General features: G+C 69.0%; 18 protein-coding genes. 8 read left to right on the top strand and 10 right to left on the bottom strand.

Annotated elements, in window-relative coordinates:
* Nucleotides 1-6 precede the first annotated feature (6 nt).
* The 3 genes from ACSFBL_RS02775 to ACSFBL_RS02765 are packed head-to-tail and all read left to right on the top strand — an operon-like array spanning nt 7 to nt 4,129.
* Nucleotides 7-789, top strand: a complete 783-nt coding sequence (locus ACSFBL_RS02775; protein ID WP_435514208.1) for a LamB/YcsF family protein — start codon at nt 7-9, stop codon at nt 787-789.
* Nucleotides 789-2,399: a 5-oxoprolinase subunit B/C family protein gene (locus tag ACSFBL_RS02770; RefSeq protein WP_435514523.1), complete on the top strand. Its 1,611-nt coding sequence runs from the start codon at nt 789-791 to the stop codon at nt 2,397-2,399. Before ACSFBL_RS02775 ends, ACSFBL_RS02770 begins: the two co-directional genes overlap by 1 nt.
* The gene (locus tag ACSFBL_RS02765) at nt 2,396-4,129 is read left to right on the top strand and encodes an acetyl/propionyl/methylcrotonyl-CoA carboxylase subunit alpha (protein ID WP_435514207.1); all 1,734 of its coding nucleotides are present in this window, start codon (nt 2,396-2,398) and stop codon (nt 4,127-4,129) included. Before ACSFBL_RS02770 ends, ACSFBL_RS02765 begins: the two co-directional genes overlap by 4 nt.
* Before the next feature lie 16 nt (nt 4,130-4,145).
* Here ACSFBL_RS02765 and ACSFBL_RS02760 read toward each other — a convergent pair whose 3' ends face one another.
* Both ACSFBL_RS02760 and ACSFBL_RS02755 read right to left on the bottom strand, forming a co-directional pair.
* A complete protein-coding gene (locus ACSFBL_RS02760) occupies nt 4,146-4,529 on the bottom strand; it encodes a nuclear transport factor 2 family protein (RefSeq protein WP_435514206.1) in 384 nt (127 codons plus the stop codon).
* Nucleotides 4,522-5,352 (bottom strand): HoxN/HupN/NixA family nickel/cobalt transporter, encoded by an 831-nt coding sequence (locus ACSFBL_RS02755; RefSeq protein ID WP_435514205.1) that lies wholly within the window; start codon nt 5,350-5,352, stop codon nt 4,522-4,524. The genes ACSFBL_RS02760 and ACSFBL_RS02755 overlap by 8 nt, the downstream gene beginning before the upstream one ends.
* A 178-nt stretch (nt 5,353-5,530) precedes the next feature.
* On the opposite strand from ACSFBL_RS02755, the gene ACSFBL_RS02750 reads away from it, so the two are divergent.
* Nucleotides 5,531-6,532, top strand: a complete 1,002-nt coding sequence (locus ACSFBL_RS02750; RefSeq protein WP_435514204.1) for a DUF4331 family protein — start codon at nt 5,531-5,533, stop codon at nt 6,530-6,532.
* A gap of 8 nt (nt 6,533-6,540) precedes the next feature.
* Nucleotides 6,541-7,149 (top strand): DNA-3-methyladenine glycosylase, encoded by a 609-nt coding sequence (locus ACSFBL_RS02745; RefSeq protein ID WP_435514522.1) that lies wholly within the window; start codon nt 6,541-6,543, stop codon nt 7,147-7,149.
* A gap of 8 nt (nt 7,150-7,157) precedes the next feature.
* On the opposite strand, the gene ACSFBL_RS02740 is transcribed toward ACSFBL_RS02745, so the two are convergent.
* Entirely contained in the window at nt 7,158-9,530 is a 2,373-nt protein-coding gene (locus ACSFBL_RS02740) for a di-heme oxidoreductase family protein (protein WP_435514203.1), read from the bottom strand.
* A 77-nt stretch (nt 9,531-9,607) separates the two neighbouring features.
* Nucleotides 9,608-10,648 (bottom strand): glycoside hydrolase family protein, encoded by a 1,041-nt coding sequence (locus tag ACSFBL_RS02735; RefSeq protein ID WP_435514202.1) that lies wholly within the window; start codon nt 10,646-10,648, stop codon nt 9,608-9,610.
* Nucleotides 10,649-10,976: 328 nt separating this feature from the next.
* On the opposite strand from ACSFBL_RS02735, the gene msrB reads away from it, so the two are divergent.
* From msrB to ACSFBL_RS02720, 3 genes are read left to right on the top strand one after another with little or no spacing between them, the layout of a single operon-like run.
* Nucleotides 10,977-11,423, top strand: a complete 447-nt coding sequence (gene msrB / locus ACSFBL_RS02730) for a peptide-methionine (R)-S-oxide reductase MsrB (protein WP_435514201.1) — start codon at nt 10,977-10,979, stop codon at nt 11,421-11,423.
* Complete coding sequence (msrA, locus tag ACSFBL_RS02725) at nt 11,423-11,941, top strand: peptide-methionine (S)-S-oxide reductase MsrA (protein WP_435514200.1); 519 nt, start codon at nt 11,423-11,425, stop codon at nt 11,939-11,941. Before msrB ends, msrA begins: the two co-directional genes overlap by 1 nt.
* Nucleotides 11,942-11,974: 33 nt before the next feature.
* Nucleotides 11,975-12,208 (top strand): DUF2630 family protein, encoded by a 234-nt coding sequence (locus ACSFBL_RS02720; RefSeq protein WP_435514199.1) that lies wholly within the window; start codon nt 11,975-11,977, stop codon nt 12,206-12,208.
* Here the strand turns inward: ACSFBL_RS02720 and ACSFBL_RS02715 are convergent, their stop codons facing one another.
* Genes ACSFBL_RS02715 through ACSFBL_RS02690 form a run of 6 tightly spaced genes read right to left on the bottom strand, consistent with a single transcriptional unit; the run spans nt 12,209 to nt 18,166 of the window.
* A complete protein-coding gene (locus ACSFBL_RS02715; protein WP_435514198.1) occupies nt 12,209-12,880 on the bottom strand; it encodes an amino acid ABC transporter permease in 672 nt (223 codons plus the stop codon).
* 13 nt (nt 12,881-12,893) lie between these two features.
* Entirely contained in the window at nt 12,894-13,595 is a 702-nt protein-coding gene (locus ACSFBL_RS02710) for an amino acid ABC transporter permease (protein ID WP_435514197.1), read from the bottom strand.
* A gap of 10 nt (nt 13,596-13,605) precedes the next feature.
* The gene (locus tag ACSFBL_RS02705; RefSeq protein ID WP_435514521.1) at nt 13,606-14,397 is read right to left on the bottom strand and encodes an amino acid ABC transporter ATP-binding protein; all 792 of its coding nucleotides are present in this window, start codon (nt 14,395-14,397) and stop codon (nt 13,606-13,608) included.
* A gap of 29 nt (nt 14,398-14,426) precedes the next feature.
* A complete protein-coding gene (locus ACSFBL_RS02700) occupies nt 14,427-15,296 on the bottom strand; it encodes a transporter substrate-binding domain-containing protein (RefSeq protein WP_435514196.1) in 870 nt (289 codons plus the stop codon).
* 22 nt (nt 15,297-15,318) lie between these two features.
* Nucleotides 15,319-16,404: an alanine racemase gene (locus tag ACSFBL_RS02695; protein WP_435514195.1), complete on the bottom strand. Its 1,086-nt coding sequence runs from the start codon at nt 16,402-16,404 to the stop codon at nt 15,319-15,321.
* Nucleotide 16,405: 1 nt separating this feature from the next.
* Nucleotides 16,406-18,166, bottom strand: coding sequence for a hydantoinase B/oxoprolinase family protein (locus tag ACSFBL_RS02690; protein ID WP_435514194.1), 1,761 nt, complete (start codon nt 18,164-18,166; stop codon nt 16,406-16,408).
* Nucleotides 18,167-18,168: the final 2 nt, after the last annotated feature.

Below are 18,168 nucleotides of genomic sequence, written 5' to 3'. Positions count from 1 at the left end.
GCCGCGATGAAGATCGACCTGAACAGCGACCTCGGCGAGAGCCTGGGCGCGTGGCGCATGGGTGACGACGACGCGATGCTCGGCATCGTGAGCAGCGCCAACGTGGCCTGCGGCTTCCATGCGGGGGATGCGGCCGGCATCCTGCAGACGCTGCGCCGCGCGCAGGCACTTGGCGTCGTGGTCGGCGCCCACGTGGCCTACCCCGACCTGGCCGGTTTCGGCCGGCGCAACATGGACGTGGCCAGCACCGACCTGGTGGCGGACGTGATCTACCAGATCGGTGCACTGCAGGGCCTCGCGACGGCCGCGGGTACCACGGTGCGCTACGTCAAGCCGCATGGCGCGCTCTACAACACCATCGCGCACGACGAGCGCCAGGCGCGCGATGTGATCGCCGCCCTCCGCGCGATCGACGCGCGGCTGGTCCTGGTCGGGCTGGCCGGCTCACCCTTGCTCGGATGGGCCGAGGCGGCCGGGCTGCGCACCGTGTCCGAGGCCTTCGCCGATCGTGCGTACATGCCGGATGGCTCGCTGGTCTCGCGTCGCGTGCAGGGCGCCGTGCTGCACGACCCGCAGGCGGTGGCGGCGCGCATGTTGCGGCTCGCGACCGACGGCGTGATCGAGGCCATCGACGGCAGCACGGTGCGCATCCGGGCCGATTCGATCTGCGTGCATGGCGACAGCCCCGGCGCCGTCGAGATGGCGCGGCAGGTGCGCAGCCTGCTCGAGCACGCGGGCGTGACCATTCGGCCCTTCGTCGACGCCGCGGCCGAAGGCGCGCCGCGATGATGCGCTTCCTGCCCGTCAACCTCGACGCGCTGATGGTCGAGCTCGACGACCTGGCGCAGACGCTGGCCCTGCTCGAATCGCTCCAGGCCGAGCCGATCGCGGGCATCGAGGAACTGGTGCCCGCGGCACGCACGCTGCTGATGCGCTATCGCCCCACGCGGGTGTCGCACGAGGAACTCGTCGAGCGCATCGGCGGCCGCAGCCTGCACGCGCCGGTGGCGCGCACGGCGACGCGCGTCGAGATCCCCGTCGACTACCAGGGCGAGGATCTCGACGAGGTCGCGCAGATGCTGGGGATCTCGCGCGAGGAAGTGATCCGTCGCCACACCGGCAGCGACTACACCGTCGCTTTCACCGGCTTCGCGCCGGGCTTCGCCTACCTGAGCGGCGGCGACCCGGGCCTGAACGTACCGCGGCGCACGACGCCGCGCACGCGCATCCCGGCCGGCGCCGTCGGGCTGGCGGGGCTGTTCAGCGGCGTTTATCCGCAGGCCAGCCCGGGCGGCTGGCAGATCATTGGCGTGACGGCCACGCCCATGTTCGATCTGGGCCGCGAGGTGCCGGCGCTGCTGCAACCGGGCTTCAAGGTGCGCTTCGTCGACGTCACCGGCCGGCCCGCTCCGGTCCCGCTGACGACGCGGATCGCACCGGCCGAACCGGCCGTCGCCGCCGTGCCCGACGGCGCGGCGCTGGAGGTCGTGGCCACCGGCTTGCAGGCCCTGTTCCAGGACCTGGGCCGGCATGGACAGGCGGGGCAAGGCGTATCGGCGTCGGGCGCGATGGACCAGGGCGCCTTGCGCGCCGCCAACCGGCTGGTCGGCAATCGCGCGGACGCGGCCTGCCTCGAACTCGTCTACGGCGGGTTCCAGTTCGCCTGCCGGGGCGAGGCCGTGGTCGGCTTCACCGGTGCCGATGCGCCGGTTCGCCTCGTGACTGCGGCCGGCACGGCGATGACATTGCGTCGCCATGAAGCCGTGGCGCTCGCCGACGGCGACACCGTGACGCTCGGCGAACCGGTCGCGGGCATCCGCACGTACCTCGCAGTGCGCGGCGGCTTCGTCGTGGCGCCCGTCCTGCACAGCTGCTCGACCGACACGCTGGCCCGCATTGGCCCGCCGCCCGTCCAGGCCGGCGATCGCCTCGGGGTGCGGCCGGTCGAACGCGGCGCCGTGGTGGGCCTGCCTGAACCGGCGCCCGGTGACCTGCCGACGTCGGGGGACGTCGTCGTGCTCGACGTCGTGATGGGTCCGCGCACCGACTGGTTCACGCCCGAGGCGATCGCGCTGCTCGCGACCCAGTCGTGGACCGTGACGCCGCAATCCAACCGCGTCGGCCTGCGCCTCGCGGGCGAAGCACCGCTGGCGCGCGCCCGTGCGGGCGAACTGCCGAGCGAGGGCACGGCGCTGGGCGCGATCCAGGTGCCGCCGAGCGGGCAGCCCGTGCTGTTCCTCGCCGACCACCCGTTGACCGGCGGCTACCCGGTGATCGGCACCGTGGCGCCGCATCACCGCGATCGCGCCGGCCAGATCCCGATCGGCGCCATCGTGCGCTTCAACCCGATCCGCGCCTTTCATCCGATCACCCGTTCCGTCCCGCGAGAGAACCCATGAAAAAAGTCCTGATTGCCAACCGCGGCGAGATCGCCGTGCGCATCGTTCGCGCATGCGCCGACTATGGCGTCCAGTCGGTCGCCGTGTACGCCGATGCCGACCTCGACGCGATGCACGCGCGCATGGCCGACGAGGCCTACGGGCTCGACGGTCAGCGGCCTGCCGACACCTACCTGAACATCGACAAGCTGCTGACCGTGGCGGCACGCTGCGGCGCCGACGCGGTGCATCCGGGCTACGGCTTCCTGTCGGAGAACGCGGGCTTCGCGCGCGCCGTCATCGGTGCCGGCCTCACGTGGATCGGCCCGCCGCCCGCGGCCATCGAGGCGCTGGGCGACAAGGTGCAGGCCCGCAAGATCGCGCTGGAGGTCGGCGCGCCGCTGGTCGCCGGCACGTCGGAGCCGGTGCGCGACGCGCAGGAGGTCGTCGCCTTCGCCGAGAAGAATGGCCTGCCGATCGCCATCAAGGCGGCCTTCGGCGGCGGCGGGCGCGGGCTCAAGGTCGCGTGGCAGCTCGACGAGGTCGCCGACCTCTACGAATCGGCCGTGCGCGAGGCGGTCACCGCATTCGGGCGCGGCGAGTGTTTCGTCGAGCAGTTCCTCGACCGGCCGCGCCATGTCGAGGCGCAGGTGATCGCCGACGCGCACGGCCACGTGGTCGTGCTCGGCACGCGCGACTGCTCGCTGCAGCGGCGCAACCAGAAGCTGGTGGAAGAGGCGCCAGCGCCGTTCCTCAGCGACGCGCAGCGCGAGCGCATTCACCAGGCCGCGCGCGACGTCTGTGCGCGTGCCGGCTATGTCGGTGCCGGCACCGTCGAGTTCCTGCTGAGCCCTTCGGGAACGATTTCCTTCCTCGAAGTCAACACGCGCCTGCAGGTGGAGCATCCGGTGACCGAGGAAACCACGGGCATCGACTTGGTGGTCGAGCAGCTGCGCATCGCCGACGGGCTTCCGCTGTCGATCACCGAGACACCGCGGCCGCGCGGCCACGCCTTCGAGTTCCGCATCAACGCCGAGGACGTCGGGCGTGGCTTCCTGCCAGCGCCCGGACCCGTGCATCTCTTCGAAGCGCCCTCGGGTCCCGGGGTGCGTGTCGACACCGGCGTGCGTTCGGGTTCGACGGTGCCGGGCACTTTCGATTCGCTGATGGCCAAGTTGATCGTCACCGGTGCGACGCGCGCGCAGGCGATCGCGCGAGCGCGTCGCGCGCTCAGGGAATTCCGCATCGAAGGCGTGCCTTCGGTGCTTCCCTTTCACCGCGCGGTGATGGCCCACGCCGACTTCGTCTCCGACGCTGAATTCAAGGTCCACACGCGCTGGATCGAAACCGACTTTGCGAACACCCTGGCCGCGGCGGTGCGACCCGAGCCGTTGGCGGACGTGGCGCTCGTGCGGACGGCGGTGGAGATCGACGGCCGCCGGGTGGCGCTGGGCCTGCCAACCGTGCTGTTGCGCGGGCTGGGCTCGGCGGCGGGCACTGGCGCGGCGAGCGAAGGCACGGCGGAGGCGCCGGCGGCCGATCCCGCCTCGATCGCGGCACCGATCTCCGGCACGCTGCATGCGTGGGGCGTGGCCGACGGCGACACCGTCGCAGCGGGCGACACGATCGGCACGATGGAAGCGATGAAGATGGAGATGCAGGTCAAGGCGCATCGCCCCGGACGCATCACGCTGAAGTCCGTTCAGGGCGCCTACGTCGCCGCGGGGACCAGCATCGCGGAGATCCACTAGACCAGCGGAATCGGAGTCAGGCCGTCCGCTGGACCCATTGCGCGCGCCAGGCAGGCGCCTCGAAGGGATCGGCGAAGTATTGCGTCTCGCGTGACACCTTCCCGTCGCGGAACTCCATGATGCTCACGGTGAAGGCGCTCTTGCCCTGGTAGTCGATCGCGTATTCGGTGATCCAGAGATCGCCCGTGCCGACGATGCGCCGGACCGCAAAGCCCGACGGCTTTCCCGGGTGATGGCTGCGAAGCGCCTGCAGGTTGTGCCGGCCGTGGATCACCTCGCCCGACTGCGGGTAGCTGCACACCGCATCGTCGTGATAGATCTCGTGCTCCACGGCTTGATCACCGGCGGCCGAGGCCGCCCAGTGCCGATCAATGGCCGTCCGAATGCGGTGCTCATCCATCGTTGACCTCCATCCGAGTCTGTTTGCCGCGATGCCGGACGATCGCCAGCGTGAGAAAGACCCACGCCACGATGGCGACACCGAGCCAGACCTCCTTGCCTTCCGACCAGGCCTGTGCCGAGGGCACGATCAGGGTGGCCAGCACCAACCCCGCGGTCAGCAGGCTCACGCTGGCGACGGTGAAGGCCATCACGCGCGAAGCGACGAGGGCGGTGCGGTCCCGGCGGCGCAGCAGCCGGGCGATCCAGTAGCCATTGAGGCCGTCCGTCAGCACCATGCCGACGGTGAAGAGCAGCCCGAGCAGGAGCGCCGATTTCCAGCCCCCGAACTGCGACGCCGTCATGGCGAACAATGCGGCCTGGCTGAAGGTGTCGAACGACAGCGCGAACGAAGCGCCCACTGCCATCACGGTCAACGGATGGCCGATGCGCAGCAGGCCATCGAAAGCGCTGCTGCGCCAGCCCCTGAGGCGGACGACCTCGCCCTCGGGTGCATGGAAGACGGCGGCAATGTTGATGCCGCCCAGCAGCAGGAGCACGGCGATCGAGATCCCGGATCCGGTAAGTTCGAGCCACGCCGGCGGATGCCAGGCGTCGGCGAGCAACGACACGCCGAGGGCGACGGCCACCACCACGAGACCGTGCCCGAGAGAGAACAGCGCGCCGCAATAGCGCGCCAGTACCGGGCGCACCTTGTCGTTGTGACAGGTCATCCCGTCGATGGCGGCGATGTGGTCGGCGTCGAAGCCGTGACGGATGCCCAGCAGCAGGACCACCAGGGCGACGCCGAGCAGGTCGGCGGGAAGGGCGGTCGAACTGGACATGAGCATCACTGGACCTGAAGGACGGCGTTCGATCAATAGGACCAAGGTGTGGCTTCCCGCCTTTCGACACCTTCGTGCAATGGATTCGCGTCGACGCATCTGGTCTGATTCTGGCAGGCGTCTCGGTCGTTCGAGACGACCTTCGAGACCACCTGCTAAACGACGGAAGCGAGGATGTATGTCGCACCACTACTCCGGACCGGACTATGGCTTTCCCCACGGCGACGCCCGGCTCGACCTGACGGACCTCTATGCCTTCCCCAAGCCCGGCGACGGCGACAAGTCGATCCTGGTCATGAACGTGCACCCTTCGGTGGGCGTCAACCCCGAAGGGCCCACGACCGACGAGCCCTTCGCGTCGGAGGCAATCTATGAAATCAAGATCGACACGGACGGCGATGCCGTCGCCGATATCGCCTTCAGGGTGCGCTTCACGCGCTTCGAGGGCGGCGGCCAGACGGCGACCCTGCGTCGCGTCGAAGGCGCGCAGGCCGCCGGGACCGGCGACGATGGCGAGATCATCATCGCCGGCGCACCCGTCTCGACCGGGCGCGATGCGCGGTTGGCGCAGGCGGGCGGCTATCGCTTCTTCGCGGGCTGGCGCAGCGATCCTTTCTTCTTCGACACACTGGGCGCTCTGAACAACATGCAGTTCACCGGCACCGATTTCTTCACCGGACGGGACGTGTGCAGCATCGTGCTCGAAATTCCCAACGTGGCCCTGGGCGGCGGGAAGCTCGGGATCTGGGCGCGCACGGTAGACGGCGCGGGAGGCCACTGGGTTCAGGCGGAGCGTGGCGCACGGCCCTCGCAAGCCGTGTTCCTCACGGGGGACCAGAAGGCCGCCTACTTCGCTGCGGAGCCGGCGGACGATGCCCGGTTCATCGCCGTCTATGCCCATTCGCTGGAGCACACGGGTGGGTACACGCCCGACGAGGCCAGGCGCGTGGCAGCGACCCTGCTGCCGGACATCCTCCGCTTCGATCCGTCATTGCCGGCGTCCTACCCGGACAACGGCCGCGGCCTCTACGATGACGTGATGGACATCTTCATTTCCACCATCACCAATGGAAAGGTGACGAGCGACAACGTGGGCCCCCACAAGGATCTGCTCGCCGCCTTCCCCTACCTGGGCTCGCCGCACCAGGAACGATTCACGGACCCGGTGGCTCCCGCTTGACCCGGACGATGCACGGCGGCGGAGGCCCAGTCGACGCCATCGACGCCATCGACGCGATCATCGACTTCGAAGACGCCTCCGAACTGGTGGCGCGGCACCTGATCGGCGTCACGCTGCTGGTCGACGGCGTTGGCGGGCGCATCGTCGAGACGGAAGCCTACGACCGCGACGAGCCGGCCTCGCACAGCTTTGCAGGTCGCACGCCGCGCAACGCGTCGCTCTTCGGGCCGCCCGGTCATGCCTACGTCTATCGCTCGTACGGCATCCACTGGTGCCTGAACTTCGTTTGCCGCCCGGTCGGCCACGGTGCCGGGGTGCTGATCCGTGCGATCGAGCCCACGCACGGTCTCGCGCAGATGCAACGACGCCGGGGCCTCGAGAACCCGCGGCTCCTGTGTTCGGGGCCGGGGCGGCTCGGGCAGGCGCTCGGCATCGATGCGCGGCTCAATGGCCTGCCGCTGGACGCGCCGCCCTTCCGCCTGCTCGCCGTGCCCGGCGACCAGCCCGCGCCCGTGCTGGTCGAAGGACCCCGCATCGGGATCTCGCGGGCCATCGACCTGCCCTGGCGCTTCGGCGAGAAGGGCTCACGCTACGTCAGCAAGCCGTTCAAGCCTTGAGCGGGGCCTCACAGGGAACTCAGGAAGGCGATCACGGCAGCCCGGTCGTCCTTCGACATCGCTTCGAACTTGCCGCGGCTTGAAGCGGCCTCGCCCCCGTGCCAGAGGATGGCCTCCATCAGCGTGCGCGCGCGACCGTCGTGCAGGTAGCGCGCGTTCTGCACGCTGCCCTGCACGTAGGCGAGCGACCCCAAGCCCCACAGCGGCGCCGTGCGCCACATGCTGGCGCTCGCCTTGCCTTCGGCCAGCGTGTCGGCCAGGCCCGGACCCATGTCGTGCAGCAGCAGGTTCGTATAGGGGTGGATGGTCTGGTTGCGCAGTTCGGCGAAGGGATGCTTCGCGCCCGTCTTCATCTGCGGCGTGTGGCAGGCCACGCATTGCGCCTGCGCGAACAGGGCGCTGCCGCGGTTGATCTGGCCGGGGTTCACGTCGTGTTCGGGCGAGACGCGCGTGTCGGCCGGGAAGCCGCTGCGCAGGCTGCGCTGCGCCGGCACGGCCAGCAGCGACAGGTAGTCCGACAGGCGCTCCAGTTCGGATTCGGAGATCGACGTGCCGCCGCTCGTGTTGCGGCAGTCGGAATCCAGCCGCTGGCAGCCGCGGGACGGGAACACCGGGCTCGTGACGCCGATGTCCTTGAGCAGCGCATCGCCGACCTGCTGGCGCAGCGTGGCCTTCGCGGCCTTCCAGCCATAGCGGCCGAGGTGGACCTTGCCGTTCTCCGGATTGGTCACCCAGTTCGGCACGCCCCGCACGCCGTCGCCGTCGCGGTCGGTCGGATCGGCCAGGGCCAGGATGGTGGCTTCGTCGATCGCTTCGATGAGGCCCATGCCCACGACCTGTGCAGCCTGGCGTACCGAGAATTGCGCCGGTGCCGGGCCCTTGAATGCATAGACCGGCTTCTGAAGATCGACCTTTTCGCCATCGGGCAGCGTATAGGTCGTGGTGGTGTATGACTGCACGCTCACGGACAAGTCGGTCGCGCTCGCGTCGCGGCTGCGCTGCTGCACGTTCAGCCCATAGGTCGCATCCGGCACGGGACTGGCGCCGGTCGAAGCAGCCGCCGCCGTGAGAACGGCCATCGAGTCCAGCCGCGCGCCGATGCCGGGAATGATGCTGCGGCCGTTGAGCGTGTGGCAGGCGATGCAGCGCTCCTGGTTGTAGCGCGGGCCCAGCTGGTTCACGTGCGCGGCGAACACCGGGTTGTCGTCGGGATGCTCCGAGTGCTTGCCCGTCAGGAACGAGGTATGGAACAGGCGCCGGCCCTGCACGAAGCGCTTGGCGTTGACGATGCCGATGTTGTTGGACATCTGCTGGAAGACGCGCATCGGCTCTTCCGAGTAGTTGTACGAGAGGCTCGTCGATCCGCCCGACAGCGTGTCTTCGGGCAGCGGCGCGGAATTGAGCCGCGGTGCCACGCCATACCACGGCACCAGGCCCTGGCCGACGACGTAGAGCTGCTCGAACGAGTAGTAGCGGCTGCCGGCCCCATCGACCACCGCCTTGCCCTTCAGGCTGTCGGAGACCGGCTCGCCCGCGTGCATGCCGTCGCCGTAGCGCTCCAGGCGCTCGGCGGGCGACAGCTCGATCACGTCGCCCATCTTGAGCGCGCGGTGGGGCTCGCCCTTGGGCACGTCCCAGTAGGAATCGAAGCTGATCTGGCAGTCGCGGCTGCCCGCCATGCAGATCGACTTGCCGCCCATCTTCGGATTGTTGAAACCGGTGTTGAGCGACCAGCCGTAGTCGCGCACGCCTTCGTCGTTGCTGTTGCGGAACAGGCTGAACGTGGTGCCGTCGAAGGTGCCGTCATTGACGATCAGCACCATCTCGATCAGCTGCTTGCCCGCGGGGACGTGGTCGCGAATCTCGATGCCGTAGGTGCGGTTCTGGAAGTAGGCCGACGGGAAGGTGAGATAGCGGCCCGGCCCTTCGTCGGGCGCGGTCCACGATTCGCCGCGTTCGCGCGCATGCCGCTCGGTGGGGCGCATCCCCATCAGCGTGACGAGCGTGCCGTCCGCCTCGCGGTACTGGATCTGCTCGGTGACCGGCGAGCCTGCGGCGTACAACGGATAGAAGCTCGTGATGCCGAGGCTCGCGTCGACCGACACGGGCTGCGTCGGCGGCAGGACGGGCGAGGGGGGCACCGGGTTCGGCGCGTCGTGGTCGGTGCCGATGTTCTCGGGCTCGCCGGGGGCGCTTTCCACCGGCGGTGCGGAGGAGGGCGGGACCTGCGCGACCGGCGGCAGCTGGCCGCCGCCTGCGAAGCCGCCGGAGCCCGAACCGCCGCCGCACGCACTCAGCGCGGCAGCGGCGAGCAGCAGGCCCGCCAGGGCGAGCGTCGTCCGCGCGCGTTCGGCGTCGACGTTCGTGTTCTTCTTTTTCACGATGGGTTTTCCTTGCAATGTTGTCGTGGTCGTGTCCCGTCCGGCGCGGGCGCGTCGGCGGATGGGCGTTCGGAGGGTCAGGAACCTTGGCCGGCGAAGGGCAGCGTCACGTAGTGCCGGCCGAGCTCGGTCAACTCGCCGCTGGCACCCAGCAGGCTCGTGAAGTGCACGTCCGAAGCCCAGCGGCCGGTGAACCAGGCGTAGCGGAACACGTCGCTGCGCGATTCGCAGGTCGCGACCATGTCGGTCATCTGCGCCTTCTGCTTCGCCACGGTGTCGATCTGGGCGCCGTCGGTGGGGCTGTGCCAGTTGGCGAATTCGGTGACCCAGAATGGCTTGCCATATTTCGTCAGGCGATCGAGCTGGGCGCCGAGTCCGTAGTCGTACCAGTGGAAGGCCAGGAAATCGATGCGCGGATCGCGGTTCGCGTTGGCGGCGCGATAGGCCGCCTGGAAGGCATCCAGCCAGACGACCGGGTCGCCGAATCCGGGCATGGTGCCCCAGGTGATCGCCGGACCGACGAGCTTCACGCCGGTGCGGTCGGCGATGGCCTCGTAGCTTGGCCAGAGCTGTGCGGCCTGCGAGGGCGTGAGGTTGGCCTGGTCGCTCAGGTTCGGCTCGTTGAGCAGCAGCAGGTGCTTGATGTCCGGACGGGCCAGCAGGTAGGCCTCGACCTCGGCGGCATCGAAGTTGCCGTTCCACAGCATCGGATGGAAGTCCATGCCGTAGCGCGTGCGGAAATCGGCCGGCACGGAGGCGTGGGGCCGAAGGCCCCAGTCGTACCACCAGCTCACGCCCGGCGCGAGCACGGCCAGGTCCGCCGGATCCGCAAGGTCGTAGGCCACGCCGCGCTTGGCGCTCTTGGGCGCGGGCGCCGGTGCATCGGGAGAAGGCGCCGAGACCGGGTTGTCGGCCGCTGGCGTCGAGCCACCGGAAGCGGGCGCCGCGGGGCTGGGTCCGGCGGCGCCGGCAACGGGCGCAGCGAAGCCGCCGCCACCGCCGCCACAGGCCGCGAGGCCGAGGGCAGCCACCGAGGAGAGTCCGAAGCCGAGGAGGCGCCTGCGGCGCGCGTCTTCGATGCGAGAGGCATGTTCCGCCTTCAATTCCATTGCGTTCATCTGGTGTTCCGGAGATCGATTCGTGCGAGAGCGACGTCATCGCAGCGCGCTGGATCGGGGTCCCCGATCGCGTTCCACTGGCGAGCAATTCATGTACCGGTGCGGCACGAAGGGCGGGCGGATCGGAAACGAAAACTTAAGGTTCGAGTCGCCTGTCAAACATGTAACGCAACCTTGAAAAGTGCTGACAATGTTGTCAGCGCTCGGTCAGCCATTGACAGGCGAGAAGGCGCAATTGCCCGGGGGCGCACGGAAAGAGCGCAAGCCTTGTAAGCTGCTCGCCGGTCCCCAAGTTGGAAGCGCACGCCCACATTCACAAGGACACCCCATGCCTGACTACCGCAAGACGCCCGAGGCGCTCGCCGCTCTGTCGCCGGAACAGTTCCGCGTGACGCAGCAGAGCGCCACCGAACGCCCCGGAACCGGCGGATACCTCGACAACAAGGAGCCCGGTATCTACGTCGACATCGTTTCGGGCGAGCCGCTGTTCGCTTCATCCGACAAGTACGAGTCGGGCTGCGGATGGCCGAGCTTCACGAAACCGATCGAGCCTGCGCACGTCAACGAACTGCGCGACACCACGCACGGCATGGTCCGGACGGAGGTGCGATCGACGCACGGCGACAGCCACCTCGGTCACGTCTTTCCCGATGGCCCCGCGGATCGCGGCGGCCTGCGCTATTGCATCAATTCGGCCTCGCTGCGCTTCATCCATCGCGATGACATGGAAGCGCAGGGCTATGGTGCCTATCTCGACCAAGTGGAGAACATCTGATGAGTCACGAAAAAGCCATCCTTGCCGGCGGTTGCTTCTGGGGCATGCAGGACCTGATCCGTCAACAGGACGGCGTGGTCTCGACGCGCGTGGGCTACTCGGGCGGTGACGTTCCGAACGCGACCTACCGGAACCACGGCACGCATGCCGAGGCCATCGAGATCGTGTACGACCCCGCGAAGACCAGCTACCGCAAGCTGCTCGAATTCTTCTTCCAGATCCACGACCCGACGACGCTCAACCGCCAGGGCAACGATCGGGGGCTCAGCTACCGCTCGGCGATCTTCTACACGAACGACGAGCAGAAGCGCGTCGCCGAGGACGCGATCGCCGACGTGAACGCCTCGGGCCTGTGGCCGGGCAAGGCGGTCACCGAACTCGCGCCGGCCGGTCCGTTCTGGGAAGCCGAGCCGGAGCACCAGGACTATCTGGAACGCATCCCGAACGGCTACACCTGCCACTTCATCCGGCCCGACTGGAAGCTGCCCGTGCGTGCGGGATCGGCGCAATCGGCGTAGGCTGCCGGCATCGAATCGTCGGAGGCATCCAGCATGAGCGACAAGTCCATCCTCGAGCACATCACGACGCTCGTTGCCGAGGAGCATCAACTGCGATCGGAGCCCGTGGCCTCGGAATCGAACGCGACGCGGCTCCGGCATGTGGAAGAACAGCTCGACCAATGCTGGGACCTGCTTCGGCAGCGGCGCGCCAAGCGGGAGTTCGGAGGCAATCCGGCCGACGCCAAGGTTCGGGACGCGGGCACCGTCGAAGGCTACGAGGGCTGATCAGCCGGTGCCGAGGCCGTAGCGCCGGCGCAGCGCATCGGCCAGCGCCTTCAGCAGCGCCGAGACCGCGAAGATGAAGACGATGTAGATCGCCGCGGTGGCCGTGAGGATCTCGATCGGCTCGTACCAGCGGTTCACGAGCTTTTGCGACTGGAACATCAGGTCGGGCACCGCGATCACGGACACCAGCGCCGACGACTTCACGATCACCGTGAACTGGTTGCCGATTGACGGCGCCGCGTCCAGCAGCACCTGCGGCAGCACGATGCGCCAGAAGGCTCGGACGCGCGACATGCCGAGCGAACTCGCGGCCTCGGTCTGTCCGCGCGGCATCGACTCGATGGCACCCCGGAAGGTCTCGGCCAGATAGCCGCTCGACTGCAGGGCCAGCGCCACGCAGGCGGCGGCGAAGAAGGAATTCGGCCAGCCGATGAGCTCGGGCCAGACATAGTTGACCCACAAGAGCTGCACCAGCACCGGCGTCGCTCGAAAGAACTCGATCAGGCCGATCGCGACGGGACGCAGCGGCTTCACGTACAGCCGGACCAGCGCCAGCAGAAGACCGCCGAGCAGGGCGAACACGAAGGATACGGCGCAGACCTCGAGCGTCACCTGGAAACCCGCGGCGAACGCGTCGCGCTGGTCCCAGACCAGGCGCTGCCAGTTGCTCATGCCATGGCCTCGCTCATGCGAACACCTTTGCGCGCCAGCGCTTCGACAGCGCCTGCAGCAGCGAGGCGGCGCAGAACACGATCACGAAGTACACCAGGGCCGCCCCCGTGTAGAGCGGCATCGGCTTCATTTCCTGCGAGCTCACCATCGAGACCTGGTACATCAGGTCCGGCACGGCGATCAGCGAGACGATGCTCGTGGCCTTGAACATCGAGATGAACTGGTTGGTCGATTCGGGCAGCATGCGCCGCACGACCTGGGGCAGCACGATGCGCCACATGATGTGCCGCTCCGACATGCCGAAGGCCTGCGCCGCCTCGAAGTGTCCGCGCGGCACGGCCTCGATGCCCGCACGGAAGGTCTCGGCGAAGTAGCCGCTGTAGACGTAGCCCAGCGCGATCACGGACGAGACGAAGGGATCGAATTCGAGCCGGCGCGCCAGCAGGGCGCCGATCAGCAGCGGCAGCACGAAGTGCACCCAGACGATCATGATGTAGTCCGGCGAGTTGCGGGAGATCTCGGTGTGCAGCGTCGCGATCCAGCGGACGGGCGCGAACCGGCTCCGGCGCAACAACGCGACGCCGAGCCCGGCGAGGACCGCGATCGTGGCCGCGCAGGCGAACACGCCCAGGCTCATCGCCAGTCCCTTGAGCAGGGCCTGGCGGTACTCCCAGAACAGCGACAGGTCGAAGGTTTCGCGCAGCACCTCGGGCATCGTGCGACTCCTAGCCGCCGGTCTTGCTGAGGAACTGCCGCAGCCGTTCCGAGCGGGGCGCGCCGAACAGCTCGGCGGGCGGGCCCTGCTCCTCGACGAGGCCGTTGTGCAGGAACATGACGTGGTCCGAGACTTCGCGCGCAAAGGCCATCTCGTGCGTGACGACGATCATGGTCGTGCCGTCCCTCGCCAGGTCGCGCATCACGGCCAGCACCTCTTCCGTCAGCTCGGGGTCGAGTGAGGAGGTCGCCTCGTCGAACAGCATCACCTTGGGCTGCATCGCGAGCGCGCGCGCGATGGCAACGCGCTGCTGCTGCCCGCCCGACAGCCGCGCGGGATAGGCATCGGCCTTGTCGAGCATGTGCACGCGGTCCAGGCAGGCGGCGGCGATTTCCCTGGCCGCCTTGCGCGAGAGGCCACGCACATGGCGCGGCGCCTCGGTGACGTTCTCCATCACGGTCATGTGCGGCCACAGGTTGAACTGCTGGAACACCATGCCGAGATCGCGCCGGATCCGGTTCACGTCGGTGATCGAGCGCGGCCGGCCTTCGCGCTCGCAGAGGGATTCGCCCTCGATGAGCACGTCGCCGGCGCTCGGGGTCTCCAGCCGGTTGATGCAACGCAGCAGCGTGCTCTTGCCCGATCCGCTCGCGCCGATCATGCTGAGCACGGTCCCGCGATGGACGTCGAAGCTGATGCCCTTGAGCACCTCCAGCGCGCCGAAGTGCTTGTGCAGGCCCACCACCCGGATGCACGGCGGGCTGCCCTGCGGTGCTTCGGGCAATGTGGCTTCGCGCGGCATGACGGCGGCGGCCGGATGGTGCGCCGGCTTCACGCGCTGCCGAGCCTTTCCATGTGGAGCTTCATCAGGCGCTCGGTCTCGCCGTTGGTGCGCAGGAAGCCGGCCCAGAAGTCGAGGAAGTTCTTCCATTCGTAGTCGCCGTAGCGCACGGCCCAGCTGCTCGGCCGGCGGTCGATGGGATGCTCCGGGTCGAAGGCCACGGCCCAGTTGACCCGCTTGGCCATGAGTTGCACGGCCACCTGGCTGCTCATCCAGACATCCGACTTCTTCGCGCGAACCGGCTCGGCGCCGAGTTCGGCCTGGCCGGTGGTGGTGATCAGCTTGGCCTTCGGGAACAGCACCGGGATGCGCGGCTCCTCGCTGCCGCCCGAGACGACCGAGAAGGTCACGCCCGGGTCGTTGAAGTCCTCGAGCTTCTTGAAGCGGCCCGCGTTGTCCTTGTGCACGAGCAGCAGGCTGCCGACCTCGTAGATCGGGCCGATGTAGTCGACCGCCATCGCGCGCGCCATCGTGTAGGTGAGGGCGGAGCCGAACACGTCGTAGTCGTCGCGGCGCAAGGCGACCGTCGCGTTCTGGAACGTCACCTCCTTGAACTCGACCTTGACGCCCATCTGCTTGGCGAGTTCGGTCGCGGCGTCGAAGTAGATGCCGCCGAGCTCGCCGGTCTTCGCGTTCTTGTAGAAGAAGGGGCCGGTCTGCGCATAGCCGACGCGCAGCACGCCGGACTTGAGCACCTTCGCCAGCGTCGATTCGGGGCGGATGCCGCTGTCGAGCGACTGCGCGAGCGCCTGCTGTGGGATCAGTCCCGCAGCCGTCGTCGCGAGCCCCGTGGCCGCGGCGCCGAGCAGTGCGGTGCCCTTGAGAAAGTCGCGTTTGTTGCTGGCGATCTGTGAGTCCATGGTGGGTTTCTCCGGTGGTGGCCTAGGGGTGGGGAACGGGCTGCACGCCAGGGCGTGCGTCCGGCAGCGGGAAACGGGCCTCGATCGTGCCGCCGCGCAGGCCGACGATGTCCCGGTGCAGGAAGAGGGTGGCGTCGGCATAGCCGACATCGAAATCGATGCAGTCGCCGACGGCGGGCAGCGTCGCGTCGGCTTCGAGTTCGAGCGTGAAATGCGAGGCCGCATGGGCGACGTGCGCCACGTTCCCGATGCCGAGCGCCCGCGGCGCCTTCGGATACACCGCGAGCGATTTCCAGCCGGCGTCGCAGACGATGCGCACCGGCGTTGGCCGTGCGAGCACGCTCGCGCGCAGTCCGATCGCGCGTTCGAGGTCCACGCCGAAATCCTCGCGGCAGCGCAGGTCGCCGAACACGCCGCCGCCGGCCTGGATTTCGGTGACGCCGTCGAGCGTCGCGGTCGTCTCGAAGGTTCCGGTGCCGCCGCAGCTCACGATGCGCGGGGCGCGGCCGGCCTCGGCGCACAGGCGCGCGCTTCCGGTCAGCAGCCCGACGGCCTCGGCGATGGCGTCGCGCCGGGCGCTGCCTTTGGCGACGCGTGTGGTGTGCCCTTCCCAGGCCATGAGGCCGTCGAAGCGCAGGCCGTCCTCTCGCGCCAGGCTTTCGGCCAGTTCGACGGCGGCCCGGCCCGGCGCCACGCCCGCGCGCCGCAGGCCCACGTCGACCTCGATCAGGACCGGAACGATCACCCCCGCGCCGCGCGCCGCGTGGGCGAGCGGCAGGGCCTGGGCCATCGCATCGACGGCCACCGCGACATGCGCATGCCGGTTGAGTTCGGCCAGTTGCCGCAGTTCGACCGGTTGCACGACCTGCGATGCGATCAGCACGTCGTCGATGCCGCCGTCCACCATGCTCCGCGCCTCGTCGAGGGTCGCGCAGGTCACGCCGCGCGCGCCGGCATCCAGCAGGCGCCTGGCCAGCGCGGGCGAGCGGATGCCCTTGACGTGGGGACGCCAGTGCTTGCCGCCACGCGCGATCGTGCGGGCGATGCGCGCGACGTTGCGGTCGAACGCGTCGAGGTCGAGCAGGAGAATGGGGGTACGCAGTTCCATGTCAGTCGCCGGGCCGGCCCGCGGGCCGGCGGGAGTCTCGCATGAACTGGCGCCGTTTCAGCGTGGCGGCCGCGTCGACGCGCCCGTCGTCGTCGAGACACACGCCGTAGTCGCGCAGGGCCGCTTCGCGCGAGACCTTGTCGTCGACGACGTCCTCGCGCACGGCGTGCGGATCGCGCTCCAGCGGATCCCCCCAGCCGCCGCCGCCCGCGAGCACCGCCTCATACAGTTCGCCGCGCTCGAAAGTGCGCATGAACTTCCCGGGCAGCTGCCTGCGCTCGCCGCCGTTGCCGCTCAGGTAGTTGGCGGCGAAGGCACCGTCATGCCCGCCCTGCAGCCCATAGGGCCGGAACTTCTGGCGGTCGCTGCGCACCTGCAGCACCGCGTCGGGCACGCCGGTGAGGCGATAGCTGCGCATCATGCCGACGCCACCGCGGTGCTTGCCGGGTCCGCCCGAGTCGGTGCGGAAGCCGTAGGCCTCGATGCGCAGTGGCTGCTCGCCTTCGACCACCTCGACGGGCGAGTTCGAGTAGTTGACGGCCAGCGAGGAGAGCCCGTCGTTGGTGTCCTTGCCCGGCCGGCCGCCCCAGGTGCCGAAGAGGAATTCGAGCAGCACGAAGGGTTCGTGCCGGGCGTCGTAGCCCGCGATCGTGACGCCGAAGTCGCCCTGGGCGCCGCAGGCGAAGACCTTCGACGGCAGCATGCGCGCGAGCGCGCCCCAGATCGCCTCGGTGGTGCGCATTGCCGTGAGGCCGCGCGCCGCGACCGGCGCCGGCGTCGTGGGATGGACCACCGACCCGGGCGTGGCGAAGACCTCGATCGCCCGCATGAAGCCGCTGTTGGTGGGCAGCCCGGCATCGAGGATGCAGCGCACGCAGGCGTAGGTGCACGACTGCGTCATCGAGAACGGCAGGTTGATCGAGCCGCGCACCTGCGGAGAACTGCCCGTGAAGTCGACCTTCAATGTGCCGCCCTTCTTCTGCAGCTGGCAGCGGATGCGGATCGGGTCTTCGCTGAAGCCGTCGTCGTCGAGGAAGTCGTCGAAGCGCCATTCGCCGTCGGCCAGTTCCTCGAACGCGGCGCGCGTCATGCGCTCGGTGTAGTCGAGCAGGTGCGCCATCTCCTCGCGCAGCACCGCCGTGCCGTACTGGCGCGCCAGCGCCTGCATGGCGCGTTCGCCGCGCGTGCAGGCCGAGACGGTCGCCATCACGTCGCCGTGCACCTTGTCCGGCAGGCGCACGTTCAGCCGCAGGATGGCCATCAGGTCCTCGTCGAGCACGCCGCGATCGAACAGCCGCACCGGCGGGATCCGCAGGCCCTCCTGAAAGATCTCCGTGTTGTCGCAGGCGTTGCCGCCCGCCACGCGACCGCCGATGTCGGTCTGGTGGCCGATCGCCGCGGCGAAGCCGAGCAGCTCGCCGTCGTGGTGGATGGGCTTGAAGACGTAGATGTCGGGCAGGTGCGTGCCGCCTCCGGTGTACGGGTCGTTGGTGATGTAGACATCGCCCTCGTGCATGTCGCCCGCGAAGCGTTCGAGCACCGTCGCGACGGTCGGCGGAAAGGACCCCATGTGCATGGGCAGACACAGGCCCTGGGAGATCAGCTGGCCCTGGGCGTCGATCAGGCCGGTGGAGAAATCCATCGCCTCCTTGATCACGTAGGAGCGCGCGGTGCGCACGACGGTGGCGGCCATCTCGTCGGAGATCGCCGCAAAGGCGTTCTTGAGCAGTTCGAGCCGGATCGGGTCGCGGGAGGGGGTCATGG

The organism is Variovorax glacialis (assembly GCF_051216375.1).
Lineage (GTDB): Bacteria > Pseudomonadota > Gammaproteobacteria > Burkholderiales > Burkholderiaceae_C > Variovorax.
Note: the sequence above shows the minus strand (reverse complement) of the source record. Positions and strands in the feature narration are given on the sequence as shown.

Excerpts from the sequence above, each read along its gene's own strand:
- msrB (WP_435514201.1), top strand. The coding sequence starts at position 10,977 with ATGCCTGACTACCGCAAGACGCCCGAGGCGCTCGCCGCTCTGTCGCCG.
- ACSFBL_RS02750 (WP_435514204.1), top strand. The coding sequence starts at position 5,531 with ATGTCGCACCACTACTCCGGACCGGACTATGGCTTTCCCCACGGCGAC.
- ACSFBL_RS02755 (WP_435514205.1), bottom strand. The coding sequence starts at position 5,352 with ATGTCCAGTTCGACCGCCCTTCCCGCCGACCTGCTCGGCGTCGCCCTG.
- ACSFBL_RS02770 (WP_435514523.1), top strand. The coding sequence starts at position 789 with ATGCGCTTCCTGCCCGTCAACCTCGACGCGCTGATGGTCGAGCTCGAC.
- ACSFBL_RS02715 (WP_435514198.1), bottom strand. The coding sequence starts at position 12,880 with ATGAGCAACTGGCAGCGCCTGGTCTGGGACCAGCGCGACGCGTTCGCC.
- ACSFBL_RS02705 (WP_435514521.1), bottom strand. The coding sequence starts at position 14,397 with ATGCCGCGCGAAGCCACATTGCCCGAAGCACCGCAGGGCAGCCCGCCG.
- ACSFBL_RS02700 (WP_435514196.1), bottom strand. The coding sequence starts at position 15,296 with ATGGACTCACAGATCGCCAGCAACAAACGCGACTTTCTCAAGGGCACC.
- msrA (WP_435514200.1), top strand. The coding sequence starts at position 11,423 with ATGAGTCACGAAAAAGCCATCCTTGCCGGCGGTTGCTTCTGGGGCATG.
- ACSFBL_RS02710 (WP_435514197.1), bottom strand. The coding sequence starts at position 13,595 with ATGCCCGAGGTGCTGCGCGAAACCTTCGACCTGTCGCTGTTCTGGGAG.
- ACSFBL_RS02735 (WP_435514202.1), bottom strand. The coding sequence starts at position 10,648 with ATGAACGCAATGGAATTGAAGGCGGAACATGCCTCTCGCATCGAAGAC.
- ACSFBL_RS02760 (WP_435514206.1), bottom strand. The coding sequence starts at position 4,529 with ATGGATGAGCACCGCATTCGGACGGCCATTGATCGGCACTGGGCGGCC.
- ACSFBL_RS02765 (WP_435514207.1), top strand. The coding sequence starts at position 2,396 with ATGAAAAAAGTCCTGATTGCCAACCGCGGCGAGATCGCCGTGCGCATC.
- ACSFBL_RS02775 (WP_435514208.1), top strand. The coding sequence starts at position 7 with ATGAAGATCGACCTGAACAGCGACCTCGGCGAGAGCCTGGGCGCGTGG.
- ACSFBL_RS02720 (WP_435514199.1), top strand. The coding sequence starts at position 11,975 with ATGAGCGACAAGTCCATCCTCGAGCACATCACGACGCTCGTTGCCGAG.
- ACSFBL_RS02690 (WP_435514194.1), bottom strand. The coding sequence starts at position 18,166 with ATGACCCCCTCCCGCGACCCGATCCGGCTCGAACTGCTCAAGAACGCC.
- ACSFBL_RS02745 (WP_435514522.1), top strand. The coding sequence starts at position 6,541 with ATGCACGGCGGCGGAGGCCCAGTCGACGCCATCGACGCCATCGACGCG.
- ACSFBL_RS02695 (WP_435514195.1), bottom strand. The coding sequence starts at position 16,404 with ATGGAACTGCGTACCCCCATTCTCCTGCTCGACCTCGACGCGTTCGAC.